Annotated in this window: 19 protein-coding genes and 2 pseudogenes; 12 read left to right on the forward strand and 9 right to left on the reverse strand. The window is 63.6% G+C overall.

Annotated features, from left to right (window positions below; translation table 11 throughout):
- The first annotated feature begins 21 nt into the window (after positions 1 to 21).
- Positions 22 to 315 carry an RICIN domain-containing protein gene (locus WX88_RS32260; RefSeq protein ID WP_394331767.1) on the forward strand — a complete coding sequence of 98 codons (294 nt, stop codon included), beginning with the start codon at positions 22 to 24 and terminating at the stop codon, positions 313 to 315.
- Positions 316 to 796: 481 nt separating this feature from the next.
- Here WX88_RS32260 and WX88_RS31625 read toward each other — a convergent pair whose 3' ends face one another.
- The 5 genes from WX88_RS31625 to WX88_RS25420 all read right to left on the reverse strand — a co-directional run bounded on the left by WX88_RS31625 (position 797) and on the right by WX88_RS25420 (position 5,202).
- On the reverse strand, positions 797 to 1,162 hold the full coding sequence (locus tag WX88_RS31625) for a hypothetical protein (protein WP_231590795.1): 366 nt from the start codon (positions 1,160 to 1,162) through the stop codon (positions 797 to 799).
- Positions 1,159 to 2,790, reverse strand: coding sequence for a M1 family metallopeptidase (locus tag WX88_RS25405; RefSeq protein ID WP_231590796.1), 1,632 nt, complete (start codon positions 2,788 to 2,790; stop codon positions 1,159 to 1,161). Before WX88_RS25405 ends, WX88_RS31625 begins: the two co-directional genes overlap by 4 nt.
- Positions 2,791 to 2,819: 29 nt before the next feature.
- Positions 2,820 to 4,073, reverse strand: a complete 1,254-nt coding sequence (locus WX88_RS25410; RefSeq protein ID WP_046247242.1) for an MFS transporter — start codon at positions 4,071 to 4,073, stop codon at positions 2,820 to 2,822.
- 4 nt (positions 4,074 to 4,077) lie between these two features.
- Entirely contained in the window at positions 4,078 to 4,536 is a 459-nt protein-coding gene (locus WX88_RS25415; RefSeq protein WP_046247243.1) for a tautomerase family protein, read from the reverse strand.
- A gap of 78 nt (positions 4,537 to 4,614) precedes the next feature.
- Complete coding sequence (locus tag WX88_RS25420; RefSeq protein ID WP_052733106.1) at positions 4,615 to 5,202, reverse strand: Crp/Fnr family transcriptional regulator; 588 nt, start codon at positions 5,200 to 5,202, stop codon at positions 4,615 to 4,617.
- Positions 5,203 to 5,801: 599 nt separating this feature from the next.
- On the opposite strand from WX88_RS25420, the gene WX88_RS30560 reads away from it, so the two are divergent.
- On the forward strand, positions 5,802 to 5,939 hold the full coding sequence (locus WX88_RS30560) for a hypothetical protein (protein WP_156176438.1): 138 nt from the start codon (positions 5,802 to 5,804) through the stop codon (positions 5,937 to 5,939).
- 54 nt (positions 5,940 to 5,993) lie between these two features.
- Here WX88_RS30560 and WX88_RS25425 read toward each other — a convergent pair whose 3' ends face one another.
- Positions 5,994 to 6,344, reverse strand: a complete 351-nt coding sequence (locus tag WX88_RS25425) for a winged helix-turn-helix transcriptional regulator (RefSeq protein ID WP_046247244.1) — start codon at positions 6,342 to 6,344, stop codon at positions 5,994 to 5,996.
- 196 nt (positions 6,345 to 6,540) lie between these two features.
- Between WX88_RS25425 and WX88_RS25430 the strand changes: the two genes are divergently transcribed.
- The 3 genes and pseudogenes from WX88_RS25430 to WX88_RS29190 all read left to right on the forward strand — a co-directional run bounded on the left by WX88_RS25430 (position 6,541) and on the right by WX88_RS29190 (position 7,563).
- Positions 6,541 to 6,915 carry a VOC family protein gene (locus WX88_RS25430; protein ID WP_052733107.1) on the forward strand — a complete coding sequence of 125 codons (375 nt, stop codon included), beginning with the start codon at positions 6,541 to 6,543 and terminating at the stop codon, positions 6,913 to 6,915.
- Positions 6,916 to 6,983: 68 nt separating this feature from the next.
- Positions 6,984 to 7,139: pseudogene (locus tag WX88_RS30565) on the forward strand (transposase); the annotation flags it as partial.
- A gap of 43 nt (positions 7,140 to 7,182) precedes the next feature.
- The gene (locus WX88_RS29190) at positions 7,183 to 7,563 is read left to right on the forward strand and encodes a transposase (RefSeq protein ID WP_052733108.1); all 381 of its coding nucleotides are present in this window, start codon (positions 7,183 to 7,185) and stop codon (positions 7,561 to 7,563) included.
- 291 nt (positions 7,564 to 7,854) lie between these two features.
- Here WX88_RS29190 and WX88_RS25440 read toward each other — a convergent pair whose 3' ends face one another.
- Positions 7,855 to 8,217, reverse strand: a complete 363-nt coding sequence (locus WX88_RS25440) for a winged helix-turn-helix transcriptional regulator (protein WP_046247256.1) — start codon at positions 8,215 to 8,217, stop codon at positions 7,855 to 7,857.
- Positions 8,218 to 8,343: 126 nt separating this feature from the next.
- On the opposite strand from WX88_RS25440, the gene WX88_RS25445 reads away from it, so the two are divergent.
- The 6 genes from WX88_RS25445 to WX88_RS25470 all read left to right on the forward strand — a co-directional run bounded on the left by WX88_RS25445 (position 8,344) and on the right by WX88_RS25470 (position 13,171).
- Positions 8,344 to 9,108: an SDR family NAD(P)-dependent oxidoreductase gene (locus tag WX88_RS25445; protein WP_046247246.1), complete on the forward strand. Its 765-nt coding sequence runs from the start codon at positions 8,344 to 8,346 to the stop codon at positions 9,106 to 9,108.
- A gap of 45 nt (positions 9,109 to 9,153) precedes the next feature.
- Entirely contained in the window at positions 9,154 to 9,534 is a 381-nt protein-coding gene (locus WX88_RS25450) for a nuclear transport factor 2 family protein (RefSeq protein ID WP_046247247.1), read from the forward strand.
- A 93-nt stretch (positions 9,535 to 9,627) separates the two neighbouring features.
- The gene (locus WX88_RS25455; RefSeq protein WP_046247248.1) at positions 9,628 to 10,638 is read left to right on the forward strand and encodes a zinc-dependent alcohol dehydrogenase family protein; all 1,011 of its coding nucleotides are present in this window, start codon (positions 9,628 to 9,630) and stop codon (positions 10,636 to 10,638) included.
- A gap of 37 nt (positions 10,639 to 10,675) precedes the next feature.
- Positions 10,676 to 11,617 carry an SMP-30/gluconolactonase/LRE family protein gene (locus WX88_RS25460; protein WP_052733109.1) on the forward strand — a complete coding sequence of 314 codons (942 nt, stop codon included), beginning with the start codon at positions 10,676 to 10,678 and terminating at the stop codon, positions 11,615 to 11,617.
- Positions 11,614 to 12,453: an acetolactate decarboxylase gene (gene budA / locus WX88_RS25465; RefSeq protein WP_052733110.1), complete on the forward strand. Its 840-nt coding sequence runs from the start codon at positions 11,614 to 11,616 to the stop codon at positions 12,451 to 12,453. The genes WX88_RS25460 and budA overlap by 4 nt, the downstream gene beginning before the upstream one ends.
- Positions 12,454 to 12,472: 19 nt before the next feature.
- Complete coding sequence (locus WX88_RS25470) at positions 12,473 to 13,171, forward strand: SDR family oxidoreductase (RefSeq protein ID WP_046247249.1); 699 nt, start codon at positions 12,473 to 12,475, stop codon at positions 13,169 to 13,171.
- A 27-nt stretch (positions 13,172 to 13,198) separates the two neighbouring features.
- On the opposite strand, the gene WX88_RS25475 is transcribed toward WX88_RS25470, so the two are convergent.
- Complete coding sequence (locus tag WX88_RS25475) at positions 13,199 to 13,825, reverse strand: recombinase family protein (RefSeq protein ID WP_046247250.1); 627 nt, start codon at positions 13,823 to 13,825, stop codon at positions 13,199 to 13,201.
- A 165-nt stretch (positions 13,826 to 13,990) separates the two neighbouring features.
- On the opposite strand from WX88_RS25475, the pseudogene WX88_RS25480 reads away from it, so the two are divergent.
- Positions 13,991 to 17,050, forward strand: a pseudogene (locus WX88_RS25480) (Tn3 family transposase).
- A gap of 163 nt (positions 17,051 to 17,213) precedes the next feature.
- Here the strand turns inward: WX88_RS25480 and WX88_RS29725 are convergent.
- Positions 17,214 to 17,711, reverse strand: a 498-nt coding sequence (locus tag WX88_RS29725) for a T9SS type A sorting domain-containing protein (RefSeq protein WP_156176440.1), incomplete at its 5' end; no start/stop codon positions are given.

A 17,711-nucleotide genomic window follows, 5' to 3' on the forward strand; every position in this document is an offset into this window, starting at 1 on the left:
CATTCGCCCAATCCTCAAATTTTGCTAACTCAAACAGCTTCTAAACGGTATCTCGGCATTATTGGAATTAGAGGAGGCTCGTTGGCGAATGGCGAAAAAGCCACGGTTAGTATCTCGACTGGAAGGCAATCTACTTGGGTACTGCAGTACAATTACCCTTACAACTCTGAATACCAATTTGTAAATCAATTCAGTGGGAAATCGCTAGATATAAGTAACGGCACAACAAGCCCAGGTGAACCGTTTCAACAATGGTCAGCTCCTTACCCCTCCCCTAGGTGGATGAGTTTCAAGTTTACTCCAACCACTCTGTAGCAACTACACAACAAAGTCCTCCAGTGTGAGAGGGCTTTGTTGTTTATTCTGTGCCTAATCGATAGCATTAAACAGCAAGGCACAAACGAGTAGCAATGTTTTCACAGCTGCCGATACTAGTAAGAAAAATAAAAAGCCTCAACGATGCTGATGCCTTATCTACCAAAGGGCCCGCAGCTTATGTTTAAAACATTGGCCTTGGTTAAAAGTTTGGTACAAAAGTCGCATTTGGAGCTACAGTCTCTTAGCCTTCAGTGCCCTCCCACTCAACAGTGAGTAACACCCTCAGGTCGAAGCGTAGCGCATCGGTCAGTGCCTCACCGATAGAGAGGGGCTTTCAAGTTAAGCCAGAAGGCGGTTACCCCCTACTGCCCCACACTTTTTGATGCTCTCCTAGTAAACCGAGGGGGCCTCCCCTGAGCTGCCCGAACAAGTACAGGCCAACGCCTTTTCCCACGACTTGCGCGTGAACCGGCAAGGGTTATCGACCTAGCTGCTTGAACAGCTTCCACGTATTGTTCGCCCGGTTCACATCGGGTAGGACGCTGGTCGGGTCCAGCACGACGGAGAGAAGCGGGGAGGTCGACGCGTAGCGGAACGTCCAGGTGTCGCCCCGCTGCCAGATTTCCACGGGCAGGCGCACCTGCGCGGTCTTGCCCGAGGTTTCTTGCACCGCCACCGTGACGGGCATGGCGGCCTGGCCGTTATTTTTTAACGTGATTAGTGCGCCCTGGGCGGGGTCTTGGTTCACGTAGGCCACGCCGGTCACGGCCTGGTCGAGCAGCCAGTTCTCGTAGAACCACTCGTGCCAGAACCACGTCAGGTCCTCGCCGCTGGCTTCGTTCATCGTTTGAAAGAAGTCGCGGGGCGCCGGGTGCTTGTAGGCCCAGCGCTGGATGTAGCCGCGAAAGGCCTCGTCGAAGCGCGCCGGCCCCAGGATTTGCTGGCGCAGCAGCAGCAAGCCGTAGGCGGGCTTGGTGCGCCAGGAAAACTCCTGGTCGTAGGCCATTTCATCCGATACGGTCGCGGGCGGGTCGGTGCGGGGGTTAAGCATCCCCGCCAGCAGCTCGCGGAACAAAGCGGCAGTGTCGGCAGCGGGCAGGTACTCGCCGTGATTGAATTGCCGCGTCGAAAGCAAGTTAAGGCATCAAACCCCTCGTCCATCCAGGAGTATTTGCGCTCGTTGGACCCGACCACGATGGGGAAAATGGTGTGGCCGAAGTTGTGATTGGTCCATTTCCAGAGGTCGGCCCGCGCGAACCCGGCGCTGGTGAACACCAGGCCCGGGTACTCGACGGCCCCCACGGCGCCGGCCACGTTGGTCGCCACGGGATAGGGATACTCCAGCCACTGCCGGGAGTAGTACTCGAGGCTGTGTTTGGCGTATTCGGTGGCGCGCCCCCAGGCCGAGTCCGCCGCGGCTTCGACGGGGTAGAGCGACATGGCGAGGGCCGGGCGCCGGCTGGGCAGGCTAAGCCGGGCGGCGTCCCACACGAAGGCGGCCGAGGCCGCCCAAGCCACGTCCCGCGCCTGCCGGCAGCGAAAATGCCAGGTCAGGCGGCCGTTTTTACTGCTGGGGTGGGCATTGGCTTGCGTTACTTCCTCGGCGGTGCGCACGGGCACGGTTTGGTCGGAGCCGGCGGCCTGGGCCAGGCGGCGGCGTTGGGTGGCCGTCAGAACCTGGGCGGGGTTCACCAGCTCGCCCGAACCGCCGACGATGTAATTGGCCGGCACGTTGAGGGTGTAGTCGAAGTCCCCGTAGTCGAGGTAGAATTCGCTCACCCGGTAGGGCAGCGTGTTCCAGCCCTCCAGGTCGTCGTACACGGCCATGCGCGGGTACCACTGGCCCACCTGGAAGATTTCGCCGTTTTTGCTCGGGCTGTGCCCCATGCGGCCGGCTCCATTCGCGGGAATAGCAAAGGAGTAGGCGATGGTGAGGATGAGCTTATCGCCATGCGGCTTCAGCGGCTCGGGCAGCGTGATTTTCAGGTTCGTGTCACTCACCCGGCAGGCCGCATTCCTTGCCTTGCCATGAAGCTTGATACGCACGGTTTGCAGCGAGTCGCCGCCCCGGAAGCCCGGTTGGCGGCTACGGCGGCGGCTGCGGCCGGCCACGGGGGTAGTCACCGCCCCGCGGGAGTCGGGCCGGAACAGGTTCTGGTCGAGCTGCAGCCACACGAAGGGCAGCGCGTCGGGGCTGTGGTTGATGTAGGTGATGGTGGCCACGGCCGAAAGCCGCGCCGCCTTTTCGTCCAACGTGGCCGCTATCTGGTAGTCGGCCCGGTTTTGCCAGTACGTGGCCCCTGGCGCCCCGCCCGCCGTGCGCGTGCCCGGGCCGGCCGGACCGGCGTAGGCGAGACCAAACAAGGCGCGGGCATTGTAGGGGGGCAGCGGCGCCGTGAGTTGAGCCCGGCCGGCTAGGCTGAGCAAGAGGGCCACGCCGGTCAGCAGCGGCCGAAAGAGGTGCTTGAGCATGAAACTATAGAAAAGGTCTTCGATACCGGTTAAGCGGCGGCTCGCTCCGCGGGGCGGGATGCCGTCGATACGGCCGTGGAGGTTTCTTTGCGCAACTGCCGCAGGTGAATCAGTCCCAACAGAATGGCCGCAACTCCCTCGACCAGAACGGTCGGCTGCACGCCTATCAGCTCGGACACCGCGCCCACCAGCAGGCTGCCCAGCGGCAGCATGGCCGAAAAGGCCAGGATGTAGAGACTGATAATCCGGCCGCGCATGGCCGGCTGCACCAGCGTTTGCAGCAGACTGACGTTGAGCGTGATGCGGGCCATCATGCCGAAGGAGCTCAGCGCGAGAAACGCCAGCGCCACCGGATACCACGGGGTGTAGGCAAACAGCAGCAGGCCCGCCCCGAAGACAAACGTATTCGTGGTCAATATCCGGTTGAGATTAGCCGTTGGCTTCAGCGTGGCTAGGAAGAGGGCCCCGGCCAGGGCGCCCAGCTCGGCCGCTCCTTCCAGCACGCCGAAGGTGGTGGCCGTGCCGTGAAAAATGTCTTTGGCGTAGGCCGGCAGCAGGGTCGCAAAGGGCAGCACCAGCAAACTGAGCAGCGCCATCATGACGATGATAAAGCGGATGTCGGGCGTGGCCCGCAGGTAGCGGAACCCGGCTGCTAAATCGCCCAGCAGACTGCGGCCGGTGGTCGGGGCAGGGGCTGGCCGCTGCCGCATGGCCAGCATCGACCCGAGAACGGCCACGAAGCTGAGGGCATTCCAGCCAAAGCAGACCGGCGCCCCGAACCGGGCCAGCACCACGCCGGCCAGGGCCGGCCCCAGCAGTTGGGCCGCGTTGACCATGGTGGTGCTCATGGCCACCGCGTTGGGCAAATCCTGCTTGTCTTCCACCAGCCCGTACACCAACGACTGCCGGGCCGGCAGGTCGAAGGCGTTGATGCAGCCCAGGGCCGCGCTCAACCCCAGGGTTTCCCACACCGCGTGGGGGTTCAGCCACACCACCAGGGCCAGCAGCGCTGCCTGCGCCAGGGACAAGACCTGCGTGAGCAGCAGCACGCGATAAGCGGGGTAGCGGTCGACCACGAGGCCGCCCAGCAGCGAGAGCAGCGCCGAGGGAAAAATTGTAGCAAACACGCTCAGGCCCAGCATGAACTTGGACTGCGTTTGCGTGTAAATCACCCAGCTGACGGCCGTCTTCTGCATCCAGGTGCCGAGCAGCGACAAGGATTGCCCGGTGAAAAACAAGCGAAAGTCGCGGCTCCGGAAAGCGCGAAAAGAGTCAAGTGGCACGGGGCTACACCGGAACGTGCACGCCCTGGCTGACCCGGGCCGCCGGGAGAGATGAGGCAACGGACGCCAGCCGGCCTTGCACGTAACGAAACTCCTGGGTGAGCCCCCCGTAGCCGTACGCCTCGGCCCGCACGTCGTGCATGCAGACGTAGCTGATCGTATGGAGCGGCCCCAGTAACTGGCTCAGCTGCGTGAACACCTGGTGCTGGTAGGTGGCTCTCTCGTCCTTGGTATTGGTGCCGTCCGTAATGCGGATGTCAAGAAAGAAGCTGGCCAAGCCTTGCTCGGCCAGGGTTTTATCAGCCACCAGCCAATGAGTGGGGTCCACGTAGTTCACCGCGACAACAATCAGCCGGGGCTCTTTGCGCAGGACCTGCGCCGTGAGGTTGGTGAGCACGGCGGCGGCCTGGGCGGTAAGCGCCGGGGAAGGCGGCGCGCTAAGGGTGAGGTGCAGAAAAGGCATGGGGCAAGGCGGGCTGAGGGGGGATGAAATACTCCCACAAAAGTCCGGCTGCCCCGGTAGGCGATGCCTTGACCTACATCAAGAAAGTAGCGAAACGGCCCCCGTGGCGGCCCGCAGCCGGCTCAGGGTTTCGGGTTTGATGCCCAAGTACGAGGCAATGTGGTACTGGGCCACCTGCTGCTCCAGGGTGGGGTACTGCTGGCGCAGGGTCTGGTAGCGCTCGGCGGCCGAAGCGCGCAAAAAGGCCGTTTCGCGCCGGCATTTGTGCAGAAATTGGGCTTCTACCAGGTGCCGTCCCCAGTGCAGCCAGCAGCTGTGGCGGTTATAGAGCGTTTGCAGCAGCTCATGGGAAATAGTAGCTAACTGACAAGGAGCCAGGGCCTGCACCGCCCAGGCGGAAGGCCCCTGGGTAAGGAAGCTGGTGAAAGCCCCGGCCACCGAGCCGGCCAGAAAAAAGTCGTTGGTGATTTCGCGCTCGTCCGTGCTGAGGAAGGAGCGCAGCACGCCCGTTTCCACAAACGCCAACTGCCGGCTCACCTGGCCGGCGGGCAGCCACAGCTCTTGTTTCGCCAACGTTTGCGTGCGCAGCCGCGGGGCCAGAAAGTCCCATTCTGCCGCCGGTACAGCCGCCGTCGTGCGAAAATAATGCTCTACTAGTTCCTTCATGCTTTTGCAAATTAGAACAAATCCAGGCTTCGCGTCGGCGTTTTCAACCGGGGGTGCTGCGCCATCCATAAGAGGGTGTTGTTAAACAACTAGGGCAAAACCTCCGACTTGGCAGCCAAGCAGCTTGAATGCTACCGATAAGGCATAAATGCGTCGTAAGAGTAGCGAAAAACGATGCTTTTATACGCCCCTTAAGACAATCGAAATACAATAGCGAAAACGAACGTTAAGGCTATCGCTTTGCCCCCTTGCTGTATAATACTTTGGCAACCAAAGTGCTGCTAAGGGGAATCAGGCAGTTGCGCGGCTAAGTCGGAGGTTTTGCCCTAGTTGTTTAACAACACCCATAAGAGTTCTTTCTCCGCTAATTCTTCGAGCAGGAGGTTGGTGGGGGACTGTTAGGGGGCATTTGAATCAGACTCGAAAAGCGGAAGCCGCTGCTGGCTTCGTTGCGGCGCGCAAACCGAAGCCGGGTAGGGAGTATTCTTGCTTTCGATAGGCGCTCCGCGGCCGCTCTCCCCAAACGATTGCCGAGGAAGGCGCACTCTGAGGTGGTCTAGGAATGGTGGACAGAAGAAGGACGTAATATTTCTTCTGTAATGACAGCAAAAAAGAGCGGGGCGTCGCCCGACAAACGGCGTAACTACGACGAGGCGTTTAAGGCCGAGGCTCTGCGTCTGGCCAGTGAAAGCCGCAGCACCCAAGCCGCTGCCCGACAGCTAGGTCGTACCCGGTAGGGCATCGTGCGCAGCAGCAACGGTGTTGTCTAATTTCTTCGACCCCGCACTCCGCTACCAATAATCCGTTCCCCACCGGCACATGGCTTGTAGCAGCGTCAGCAGCGACCCGCCTTTGGGGGTGACGGCATACCGGACCTGCGGCGGCACGACTGTCGCATCGGGGTGCCTGGTTACCAAGCCCGCCTGTTCCAGTTCCCGGAGGCGTTTGCCCAAGGTTTGATCGGATAGCGTCGGCAAGGTGGCTTTGAGCAAGCTGAAGCGATTCTGGTCTTGCGCAATGAGGTAGAGGACCTGCATTTTCCAGCGGCCGCTGATGCCGCTGAGTACCTCGTTTAGCACACAGGTATGGCCGAGCACTTGCTCGTTCAGATAGTTGGTGGACGTCTCTTTTCGTGGTGCCATCAGCAGAACGCAACCGGTAAGAGCCGGGGAAAGTTAGCGCCGCTGGTTATCGGCAATAAATGGCCCGCGATGACCCGCGTGAAACCAACCCCGAAGGCGGCTCACTTTTCGGTGAGGTATTGGAGGGGTTGGGCCGGCCCCAGTCCTTTGCTGCGCCAACGCTTGCCGGAGTGCCAACGGCCGTACTGCCTTTTCTATGATGATACTCAAAACCTATGCGCGCGTCTTCACGCAGGACCTGCCCGCCACCCTCGCCTTATTTGAGCAGTTGATTGGCCGGGCCCCCGACATTTGTTTCACGTTTGGCGAATGGGAATTGATCGCCATCGGGGATGTGCTGCTGGTTGGGGGCAGCGCAGAAGCGCTGGCGCCCATTCGCGGCAGCCACGGCCCGCTCATCGTGGCTGATTTGGCGCAAGCTCAGCGACTACTAGAACAGGCCGGTGCCGTCATCACCCAGCCCCCGACGCCCACCCCCACTGGTACGATGCTCTACGCACGCCATCCCGATGGCAATAGTGTAGAATATGTGCAGTGGCTACCGGAACTGGTCGCTCGCATTATCGGCTAAGAAGCTGTTTAAGTTAGTAAGTTTGCTGGATGTAGCAAAAGCGTTATAGCTCAGACTTAACTGAGCGTCAATGGCAGGCCATTGCCCCACTTTTTGTCGTGCAACGTACCAGCAAGTGGCCACTTCGGGCGATTGTGAACGGCATTTTCTACGTGTTAAAAAACGGCTGTGTCTGGCGCGACGTCCCCGCCGACCTGCCGCCGTGGGTGACGGTGTACTACTAACTACTACTTTACCAAGTGGAGCGCCGATGGCACCTGGGAGCGCGTGAGTGGCTGCTTGAGCATTGCGGCCCGCGAACGGACAAAAAAAGCCCAGCCCACCGCCGTCATCCTCGACAGTCAAAGCGTGAAAAATACAGCGACTAGCACCCGCAGCGTCGGCTACGACGCAAGGAAGCGTATCAAGGGGCGCAAACGCTTTTTCCTAGTAGACACCTTAGGTAATTTACTGGCTAGCTGCGTGGTAGCAGCCAGCTGCCACGATGGAACCACTGCCGCTCAGGTCTGGGACGCCTTGGCCCTGAGCAACGAACTGCTCGACCAGGTGCAACTCGTCTTTGTGGATAGCGGCTTTGGCCGGCGCTTCTGCCAGCACCTCGCTCAGCGCGGTATTCAGGCCCAGGTACCCACAGGCGTCCTGGCGTAAAAAGGCCGCTTTTTCATCCACGCCAAACGCTGGGTAGTCGAGCGCAGCATTGCCTGGGCCGGCAATAATCGGCGCCTAGCCAAAGACTACGAACGCAAAACGACCCACGCCAACGCGTGGCTCTACGTGGCTAATATTCGCCGACTTGCCCGCTTAACTTAAACAGCTTCTAACAACACCCAACTGGGCCAGAATGGCGGTTTGCTGCTCGTACCAGGTAATGGCCTTGGTTAAAAGTTTGGTCCAAAAATCGCATTTGGTCGCGCCCGGCCGCAACAGAGTGAACGTGTGCTAAGCCGTTAATTCCTCATGCACTGACCGCACCCCCGCAGCTTGCATCTGCTGTTCGCCCCATTCCTTGAGCAACCCGATGAACGGCAGCAGCTGCGCGCCGTTGTCGGTGAGGGCGTACTCCACCCTGGGCGGCACTTCTACGAAAATATGCCGCGTCACTAGCCCGTCTTCCTCCAGCTCGCGCAGGGCTTGGGTGAGCATTTTGGGCGACACGCCGGCAATGAGGCGGCGTAGCTGGCCGTAGCGCACGGGGCCGTCCTGCAAGTGCCAGATGAGGCGGCCTTTGTGTTTGCCGCCCACGCGCTGAAAGGCGTAGTCAACGGAGCACTGGGGGGCGGCTTCCACGGTCTTCTTGGTCATGGCGCAAATTAATAGATTGTAAAAAAACATGTTAACTTTATGGTAAGTAGTGCACTGAAAAGTGCATACTTGACACAAAGATAGCAAGTCAGGAGCTTTGTGGGGTAAATCAGCTTCCCCACGCTTATGACTTCTTTAACCCATAAAATTGCGCTTGTTACTGGGGCCAGCTCCGGCATTGGCCGGGCCACGGCCGTCGCCATGGCCCGGGCCGGCGCGACGGTGGTCGTGGCCGCCCGGCGCGCGGCCGAAAACGAGCAGACCCTGGCCGCAGTCGAGGCGGCCGGGGGCCAGGGCTTTGCCCATACCGCCGACGTTACCCGCGAGGCCGCCGTGGCCGGGCTGCTGGCCGAAGTGTTGCGCCGCTACGGCCGCCTCGACTGCGCTTTCAACAACGCAGGCACCATTGGCTCGTTCGCCCCACTGACCGAGCAAACCGAGGAGGACTTCCACCGCACCTTCGACGTGAACGTGAAAGGCGTGTGGCTCTGCCTCAAGCACGAGGCGCTGGCCATGCGCCCGGCCGGCCGCGGGGCCATCGTCAATTGTGCGTCCTGGCTTTCGCGGGGAGCCTTGGTGGGCTCATCGGTGTATTCAGCCACCAAGGCCGCCGTGGAGGGGCTCATGCGGCCAGCCGCCCTGGAGCTGGCCCCGTACGGCGTGCGGGTCAACAACGTGGCCCCCGGCGGCATTGCGACGGAGATGACCCGCGAGGCGCTGGGCAGCGACGAGGCCGTGCAGGCATTTGGCCGGACCCACCCCGTGGGCCGCTTGGGCAGCCCCGAGGAGGTGGCCAGGCTCGTGGTGTGGCTCTGCTCCGACGAGGCCACGTTCGTGACCGGCGAGAGCATCCTCGTCGACGGCGGCTACACCATTCCTGGCCAGCGATGAGCCCGACCAGCGAAGGACCCGCCGTGGCGGCGGTGCGCGCCTTTTTTGCTGGCCCGGCACGACCGCCCCGCTGCCCTGGCCCTGGTGCATCCGGAGGCCGAGTTCATTGACGTGAAGCGCGCAGCCCAGGCCCGGCTGCCGCTCTACGGCACGTTCCGGGGCCGCGCCGGGGCGGAGGCGTTTTTGCAGGGCCTGGCCGATGCCTTCCAGACCGAGCAGTTTGAGCACGAGGGCCTGTTGGGCGACGAGCACACGGCCGTGGCCTGGGGCAGCTTCCGCCACCGGGTCCGCGCCACGGGCCGGCTCTTCGAGAGCGACTGGGCGCTGGTGTGCCGCGTGCGCGACGGGCTGATTGCCTTTCACCAATTCTACGAGGACACCGAGGCGCTGGAGCGCAGCTTCAACCTACTGCCCGACCGGGGCTAGCCCGAGGGCCGAAAGCTTGCGCTGTACCCGTTTCACGCCGTTTTTTCTTGCTTGTGCCCGTTGGGCGGGCATTTTATCCATTTTTCATTTTCCATGAAAGCGCTTTACATCGAACAATTCGGGCTTGACCATCTGGTCCTCGCCGAGGTGCCCCAACCCATGGCTGGCCCGCAGCAGGTGCTGGTGCAGGTGCGGGCCGCCTCCCTCAACTACCTCGACCTGCTCGTCATCTCGGGCGGCTTCAATCCCGGACTGCCCCTGCCGCACGTGCCGCTCTCCGACGTGGCCGGCCGGGTGGTGGCCGTGGGGCCTGGCGTGACGGCCCTGGCCGTGGGCGATGATGTGGTGTCCACCTTCATCCCGCAGTGGCGCGGCGGCACCCCCACGGCGGCCGATGTGGCCGTGGCCGCCCGGCCCGGCTTGGGCGTGCCGGGCTACCTGGCCGAGTACGTGGCCGTGCCCGCCGCGGCCCTGGTGCGCTCGCCCGCCAACCTCACCCCCCTCGAAGCCGCCACCCTGCCCATTGCCGGGCTCACGGCCTGGAACGCCCTGCGCTATGTGCAGCTGGAAGCCGGGCAAACCGTGCTGCTGCACGGCACAGGCGGGGTGTCGCTCTTTGCGCTACAGTTTGCCAAGGCCCGCGGGGCGCGGGTCATCATCACCTCGAAGGACGACGCCAAGCTGGCCCGCGCGGCGGAGTTGGGCGCCGACCACACCCTCAACTACCGCACGCAGCCCGATTGGCCCACCCACGTGCTCGACCTGACCGCCGGCCAGGGCGTGGACGCGGTGGTGGAAACCGTGGGCGGCGACAACCTCAACCAGTCGCTCCGGGCACTGAAAATCAAGGGCCGCATCGCCATCATGGGCGTGCTCAACGGCGTGACCACGCGCGTCGACACCCTCACGCTACTCGGCAAGCAGGCCACCCTCGTGGGCATGGAAGTGGGCAGCACCGAAGATTTCGAGGCCATGAACCGCGCCATCGAAACCCACGACCTGCACCCCGTCGTGGACCAGGTGTTCCCGGTGGCGCAGCTCCGCGAAGCGCTGCTGGCGCTGCAGGCGGGCCGCCACTTCGGCAAAATCGGCCTCACGTTTTAGCCACCCGGCCCACAGCTTTCTGTTGGTTTAATCTAATATGAACACGCATTTTCTGTTCTCCGTTCTGGTGAGTAGCCTACTGGCGGGTTTTGGCGCGCGGGCGCAGTCGCCGGCCCCGGCCGCCGGCCTGGCCGCGCCCGAAAGTGTGGCCGCCGACGCGGCCGGCACCCGGTTTTATGTCTCCAACATCGGCGCGAAGCTGGACCCCGCGGCCCGCGACGGCGACGGCTACGTCAGCGAGCTGGACGCCCGCGGCCGGGTGCGGACGGCCCGCCTGCTGCCGGCTCCTGGCGAGGCGCCGCTCAACGCCCCCAAGGGCCTGGCTGTGGTTGGCCACACGCTCTACGTGGCCGATATCGACCGGATAGTCGGCTTCGACCTGACCATCCGCCAGCAAACGGCCGTCGTCTCGTTTGCCGATACCAAGGCCGCTTTCCTCAACGACGTGCTGGCCCTCGGCGACACGGCCCTGCTGGTGAGCGCCTCCGACCAGGGCCGGGCGTATGCCCTGACGCTGCGCACGGGGCGCATTCGGCCGCTGCGCGGCCGCGCGCCCGGCGCCAACGGCCTGGCCTACGACGCCGGCCGGGGCCTGCTCTACGTCGTCACGCTCGGGCCGGGCTTCAACGGGCAGGGGCAGCTGCTGTGCCGGCCCCTGGCCGAAGCGGGCGAGTTTGCCGCCCTGCCCGTGGCCCCCGGCTTTTTCGACGGTGTGGCCGTGCAGCCCGACGGACAAGTGCTGTATTCGGATTGGGTGAGCCTAGCGGCCAATCCGCCCGCCCAGGGCGCGGTGTGGCGCTACAACCCGGCCACCCGCCAGGCCACTGCGGTGCCGCTGCCGGCCGGCACCCCCAGCCCGGCCGATTTCTGCTACGACGCCCGGCGCAACCAGCTGCTGGTGCCTAGCACCCTGAGCAGCCGCGTGGTGGTCGTGCCCGTGCCGGCTGGTAAATCCCCCGCTTCGCATCCCGCCAAATGAAGGCGCTTTTCAATAGCTGCTGGGGGTGGGGCGGGCTGGTGGTAGGCCTGACCAGCGTACTGGGCCAGGCCAAGTGCAACCCGGCCGCGCCCCCGGCCGCGCCCCCGGCCGCGACGCACGCCCCCGCCGCTCCAGCCGGACGACTGTTCCACTTTTCGCTGCTCGATGCCTTCCTGGCCGGCACGTTCGACGGCGACTTCTCCGTGGGGCAGCTGCGCCGCCACGGCGACTTTGGCCTCGGCGCCTTCAACCACAACGACGGCGAGATGGTGGTTCTTGACGGGCGGGTGTACCAGGTCAAGGCCGACGGCCGCGCCTACCCCGCGTCCGACACGCTGCACACCCCGTTTGCCTGCGTCAACTTCTTCCGGCCCACCCGCCGCCTGGCGGTGCGCGCCCCCCTGCCCCAGGCCGCCCTGCAACGCTACCTCGACAGCGCCCTGGTGCCCGGCAACCGCCTGCTGGCGCTGAAAATTACGGGCACGTTTGTTCGGCTGCGTGCCCGCAGCAACCCACCCGTGCGGCAGCGGCCCTACCCGCCGCTGGCCCGCCTCATCGGGCAGCAGCACGTGTTTGCCTTCGATACGGTGCGCGGCACGTTTGTGGGCTACCGGCTGCCGGCCTACCTGAAGGGCGTCAACCTGCCCGGCTACCATTTCCACCTGCTCACGGCCGACCGGCAGCACGGCGGCCACGTGCTGGCCTACACGCTGCTGCGCGGGGAAGTGGAAATCGCCCTGCTCACGTCTTACTCGGTGCAACTGCCCCGGCACCCCGATTTCTACCGGGCCCGGCTGGACCAGGACCGGAGCCAGGAGGTGAAAAAAGTGGAATAATTTATTCAGCAGAAAATCCATGAATCTATCGGACGCCAAAGTGCTCCTTACTGGCGGCAGCTCCGGCATTGGCCTCGAAACCGCCCGCCAACTGGTGCAGGCCGGGGCCGCCGTGGTCATCTGCGGCCGCGACGAAGCGGCGCTGGCGCACGCCGCGCAGACGACCGGCGCCGGCGCCATCCGGGCCGACGTGAGCCAGGAGGCCGACGTAATTGCACTTGTGCAGCGGGCGGCCCAGCAGCTTGGCGGCCTGAACGTGGTTATCAACAACGCCGGCTTTGGGCTGCACGCGCCCCTGCCGGCGCTGACGCTGGCCGGTTTCCAGCAGGTGCTGGCCACCAACGTGCTGGGCGCGTTTCTGGTGGGCCGCGAGGCAGCTAAACACTTCATTGCGCAACGCGCCGGCAACATCATCAACGTAGCCTCTACTGCCGGCCAGCGCGGCTACGCCACCGGCACGGCCTATGCGGCCAGCAAGTTTGCCTTGCGCGGCATGAGCGAGTGTTGGCGGGTCGAGCTGCGCCCCCACAACATCCGGGTGATGGAGGTCAACCCGAGCGAAGTCATCACGCCTTTTCTGGAGAAAGTGGGCTGGCCGGTGCAGCACCCCGAACGCAAGCTCCAGGCCGCCGATGTAGCCCGCGCCATCGTGCACCTGCTCGGCATGGACGACCGGGGCTTTGTGACGGACATCACGCTGTGGGCGACCAATCCTTAGCCTGGGTTTTGACAAGGGAATCCACTGCTACGAGTCCAGATTGCCCGCTGCTGCTGGTGCTGGAGCACCGGGCGTATCGTTAATCTGGCAGCCAGCGAAGCGCAGGATTTTGTAGAGCGTGCGGCGGGAGCCAATCTGGAAGTAGGCCATGAGCTGGCGGGTAGACTGCTGGCCCGCCTCGTAGAGTTCCTTAACGGCCGGGGCCACTTTCTGGTAGCGTGGGGCCAGGCCCGGCGGCCGCCCTCCCTGGCGGCCACGGGCCCGGGCCGCTTGCAGCCCGGCGCGAGTGCGCTGCACGAGCACGTTGCGCTCGTGCTCGGCCAGGGCGCAGAAAATCTGGAACACGAGTTGGCCACCGGGCGAGGTGGTGTCGATGGGGTCCTGCAAGGAGATGAGGTGTAGCTGGCGACGGCTCAGGTCTTCGACCACCTCAATCAGGTGTTTGGTGGAGTGGCCCAGCCGGTCCAGCCGCCAGATGACGACGGTGTCGCCGGGCCGGGCGTAGGCCAGCAGCTGTTCCCAGCTGGGTTTGTGCGCCTTGATGCCGGACACCGTGTCCGTAAAGACCTGCTCGCAGCCGGCCTGGCGCAGGGCGTCGAGTTGCAGGTCGAGCACTTGTTCGCTGGTGCTGACGCGGGCGTAGCCGAGTTTCATTAAAAGAGGGGTAACTGGTACCGGAAACAAACGAAAAGCAAATTTAAGGTATCTTGATTGCGGAAACCAGTTTCGGGTACCGGTTTTTCCTTTACCGGGGTGCCGATTTTGGGCGGGAGCGGGTGGTACCGGAAAAGGGACGTTTTCCAACCACCCCCGTTTGTCATGGCCCGTACCCTTCCCCTGCTCGACACGGCACCGCGCCGCGAGTTTGATTCCCCGCCGAAGTTCACCCTCGCCCAGCGGCAACTCTTCTTCTCCCTGCCCGAGTGGGCCGCGCCCGTGCTCCGGGCCATGAGCGCCGCGCACATGCGCGGCGGCTTTATCCTGCAGCTGGGCTACTTCAAGGCCAGTGGCCGGTTTTTCACCGTCGACCGGTTTACCGCGGCCGACCGCGCCTACGTGCAGCAACAGCACCGACTGGGCGCCGTGGACTGGAGCCGCTACGATACCAAAGCCAGCTTCCGCCACCGGCCGCTGCTCCTGCATCACTTCGGGGTCGCCCCGTTCGACCAGGTGCAACCCGACGTGCTGCGCCAGGTCACCCACTTCGCCCGCCAGCAGATGAACCCGGTGGCCGTGTTTCGCACGGCGGCGGACTACCTGCGCGCCCACCGCTGGGAGGTGCCGACCTATGCCGCGCTGGCCAGGTTGGTCACTGAAGCCTTTCGCACGGTCGAGCAGCAGCTCACGACCCAATTGGCCGGCCTGCTGACCCCGGACCTGCGCCAGCAGCTGGATGCCTTGTTTACCACCGAAGAAGCAGCACCGGCGCACGCCCACCGGCCCTACCGGTTAACCACGCTTAAGCGCAGCCTGGAGCTGATGCGCCCGAGCGCCATCCGCGCCAACATCCAAGACTACACCGTGCTGCAAGCCTTATTCACGCACGTGCATCCCGTGGTGCAGGCCCTGGACTTGCCGGAGGAACTGGTGCGCTATTACGCCCGCTACGTCGAGCGGGCGCAGGTCTTTCAGGTGCAGCAGCAGGCCGACAAGAAGTACCTGATGGTGCTCTGCTTCGTGGTCTACCAGTTCTATCAACTCGGCGACCTGCTCACCGAAACCTTGTTGCAGGCGGTGCAGACCCACCGCAACGCCGCCCAGCGCGAAACCCAGGAGCGCGTCTACCGCCAGCAGCAGGATACTGCGGGCCAACTGCGGCAGGTACTCGACGGCGTGGTGGCCCACGGCGCGGCCCTGGCGCAGCTGGAAGACGTGGCCTTTTCGTTCGCCCGCACCAACGCGGAAAAAGTAGCCGCATTACTGGCTTGGCTGCAAACCCCGGACGTGGCGGCGTTTGCGCAGCTGCGCCAGACGGCCCAGCAACTGCGCAAAGGCGGGGGCGGCAGTCCCGCTGGCCCGTATTACCAGGTCGTGGAGGAACGCTCCCGGGCCTTGCAGCGCCGACTGGGCGATATCCTGCGCCTAGTGGCCTACGAAGGTCGCCCGGACAACCCCCTGGCGCAGGCCCTGACCCAATACCGCGACCGGGCCGGCAACCCGGGGAGCCAGCCCCCGGCTACGTTCCTGAAAGCGACGGAACGCGCCGCCCTGCAGGAGGCCGACAGCGCCGTCTCCCTTTACAAAGCGCTGCTGGCCGGCCACGTGGCCGACCACCTGAAAGCAGGCAAATTGAACCTGGTCCATTCGCTCAGCTACCGGCCCTTCGACACCTACCTGCTCGACGCCGCCACCTGGGCCGCGCAGCGGGAGGAACTGCTGTTTCACACCAACCTACTGGAATTGCGCGAGTCGGGCCCCTTTCTCGACGCGCTACAAGCCAAACTGGCTGCGGCGTTTGCCTGCACTTTCGAGCGGTTGAACGCCGGCACCAACCCCGCCGTACGCCAGCGGGCCGATGGTCGGCCGCGGTTCCTAACGCCGGCCCGGCCCGCCGACGAGGACACGCCCCCACCGCGGGCACTATTTCCCGGACCGGGAGTGATTTCGCTGCACGAGGTGCTGCACACGGTCAACCAGCAGTGCCGCTTCACCGAGTGCCTCGAACACTGGAGCCCCCGTCACCGCCCGCCTCGTCCCGCCGAGCGGGTCTTCTTCGCCGGCGTCATGGCTTACGGCTGCAACCTGGGCCTGACGCGCATGGCCCACGCCACCAAGCACGTGGCGCAGTCCACGCTGGAAAACACGGTCAACTGGTACTTCTCGCTCGAGAACCTGCGCCGGGCCAACGACGCCGTGGTGGCCCTCACCGGCAAGCTGCCCGTCAGCCGCTTGTTCCAGCGCGCCCCGGGTCAGACCCACACCTCCTCCGATGGCCAGAAGTACTACGTCGCCGTGGATTCGATTCATGCCACCTACTCCTATTAAATACTTCGGGCAAGACAAGGGATTGTGTCCTACGGCTTTCTCGACGACCGACACCGGCTGTTTTACTCGACCACCTTCACTTCTGCTACGCGGGAAGCCCCCTATATGGTCGATGGCCTGCTGCACAACGACGTGGTGGAATCGACCATTCACAGCACCGATACCCACGGCTTCACCGAAGTCAACTTCGCCGTGACGTACCTGATTCAGGTCGCCTTTGCCCCGCGCATCCAGTCGTTTCAGGACCAGCAACTATATGCCTTCGCCGGCATGGCCGTGCCCGACCTAGCCGCGTACGACCTGCGGCTGGGCAAGCACCTGGACCGGGGGCTGATTGAGGCGCAGTGGGAAACCATCCTGCGGCTCATCGTCAGCCTCAAGCAGAAACACGTGACGGCCTCCACCGTGCTCAAGCGCCTCAATTCCTACTCCCAGCATCACCCGCTCTACCTGGCCCTACGCGAGTTGGGGCGCGCCGTGCGCACCGAGTTCCTGCTGCGCTACATGGACGATCAGGACTTGCGCAAGCGCATCGACGACCAGCTGGACAAGCTCGAAAGTACCCACCAGTTCGCCCGCGCCGTGTTCTATGGCCAAAACGGGCAGTTTCGCTATGCCGGCAAATGAGAACAGCAAGTCGCCGATGCCTGCAAACGACTCGTACAAAATGTGATTGTGTGCTGGAACTGCTTGTACCTGAACCAGCAGCTGTTTCAGGCCCCACCCACCGAGCGCCAGGCCCTGGCCGATGCCATCGCTCGGATGTCGCCCGTGAGCTGGCAGCACATCAACCTGCAAGGCGAGTTTGATTTCTCCGACGAGGCGCTGAGCGATGCGCTACGCTTCGACCTAGGCGCATTACTAACCGTCGAATTGGAAACCGCTGATGAATAAGAGACTACCGCGCCAAATGCGATTTTTGGACCAAACTTTTAACCAAGGCCAAGAGTTGGAACCGAAATTCCCGCTAAGATCATATACCATATTCAATAGCACTTTTTCCACCAAAAAAGGCCGCCCCTCGGCGGCCTTTTCTCCTGGAGCCAGGGGTTGTGGCCTACTTGGTGATGGCCAGCTGGCGGGTCGTGAATTCGGTCCCGGTCTGCACCCGGACCAGGTACAGGCCCTTGGCCAGGTGCGACAGGTTGAGCTCGTGGCGGGCGTTGTCTTGCAGCACGCTGGTGTGAACGGTCTGGCCCAGCAGGTTGGTGACCCGCACCTCGAGGTTGCCGTTGGCGTTGGCCCCCCGCACCTCCAGGGTCACCACGCCAGCCGTCGGGTTCGGGTACAGGGAGATCGCGCGGCGGAGCGCGGCGGAGGTGCCGAGGGGGGGGGCGGGGGCGTCCTGGGCCTCGATCACAAAGGCCGGACACACGTCTGGGCCGTTTCTGGCATCGATTAGGCAACTTAAGCAAAAGTTTGTATCCTTGTAGTCAGCGATATTGAAGAACGTCTCGGGGCGCGCCCCCCCTACCGGAACCGTCGCTAACGGGAAATAGCGGGTGCCCCCCACGGCCGCCGTTTGGACCAGCCCGACATAGAAGTTGTCCCCCGC

Source organism: Hymenobacter terrenus (assembly GCF_000972495.1).
Classification (GTDB): Bacteria; Bacteroidota; Bacteroidia; order Cytophagales; family Hymenobacteraceae; genus Hymenobacter; species Hymenobacter terrenus.

Excerpts from the sequence above, each read along its gene's own strand:
- WX88_RS25420 (WP_052733106.1), bottom strand. The coding sequence starts at position 5,202 with ATGAAGGAACTAGTAGAGCATTATTTTCGCACGACGGCGGCTGTACCG.
- WX88_RS25460 (WP_052733109.1), top strand. The coding sequence starts at position 10,676 with ATGAACACGCATTTTCTGTTCTCCGTTCTGGTGAGTAGCCTACTGGCG.
- WX88_RS25415 (WP_046247243.1), bottom strand. The coding sequence starts at position 4,536 with ATGCCTTTTCTGCACCTCACCCTTAGCGCGCCGCCTTCCCCGGCGCTT.
- WX88_RS25470 (WP_046247249.1), top strand. The coding sequence starts at position 12,473 with ATGAATCTATCGGACGCCAAAGTGCTCCTTACTGGCGGCAGCTCCGGC.
- WX88_RS25405 (WP_231590796.1), bottom strand. The coding sequence starts at position 2,790 with ATGCTCAAGCACCTCTTTCGGCCGCTGCTGACCGGCGTGGCCCTCTTG.
- WX88_RS31625 (WP_231590795.1), bottom strand. The coding sequence starts at position 1,162 with ATGAACGAAGCCAGCGGCGAGGACCTGACGTGGTTCTGGCACGAGTGG.
- WX88_RS25440 (WP_046247256.1), bottom strand. The coding sequence starts at position 8,217 with ATGACCAAGAAGACCGTGGAAGCCGCCCCCCAGTGCTCCGTTGACTAC.
- WX88_RS25430 (WP_052733107.1), top strand. The coding sequence starts at position 6,541 with ATGATGATACTCAAAACCTATGCGCGCGTCTTCACGCAGGACCTGCCC.
- WX88_RS25425 (WP_046247244.1), bottom strand. The coding sequence starts at position 6,344 with ATGGCACCACGAAAAGAGACGTCCACCAACTATCTGAACGAGCAAGTG.
- WX88_RS25475 (WP_046247250.1), bottom strand. The coding sequence starts at position 13,825 with ATGAAACTCGGCTACGCCCGCGTCAGCACCAGCGAACAAGTGCTCGAC.
- WX88_RS30560 (WP_156176438.1), top strand. The coding sequence starts at position 5,802 with ATGACAGCAAAAAAGAGCGGGGCGTCGCCCGACAAACGGCGTAACTAC.
- budA (WP_052733110.1), top strand. The coding sequence starts at position 11,614 with ATGAAGGCGCTTTTCAATAGCTGCTGGGGGTGGGGCGGGCTGGTGGTA.
- WX88_RS25455 (WP_046247248.1), top strand. The coding sequence starts at position 9,628 with ATGAAAGCGCTTTACATCGAACAATTCGGGCTTGACCATCTGGTCCTC.
- WX88_RS25445 (WP_046247246.1), top strand. The coding sequence starts at position 8,344 with ATGACTTCTTTAACCCATAAAATTGCGCTTGTTACTGGGGCCAGCTCC.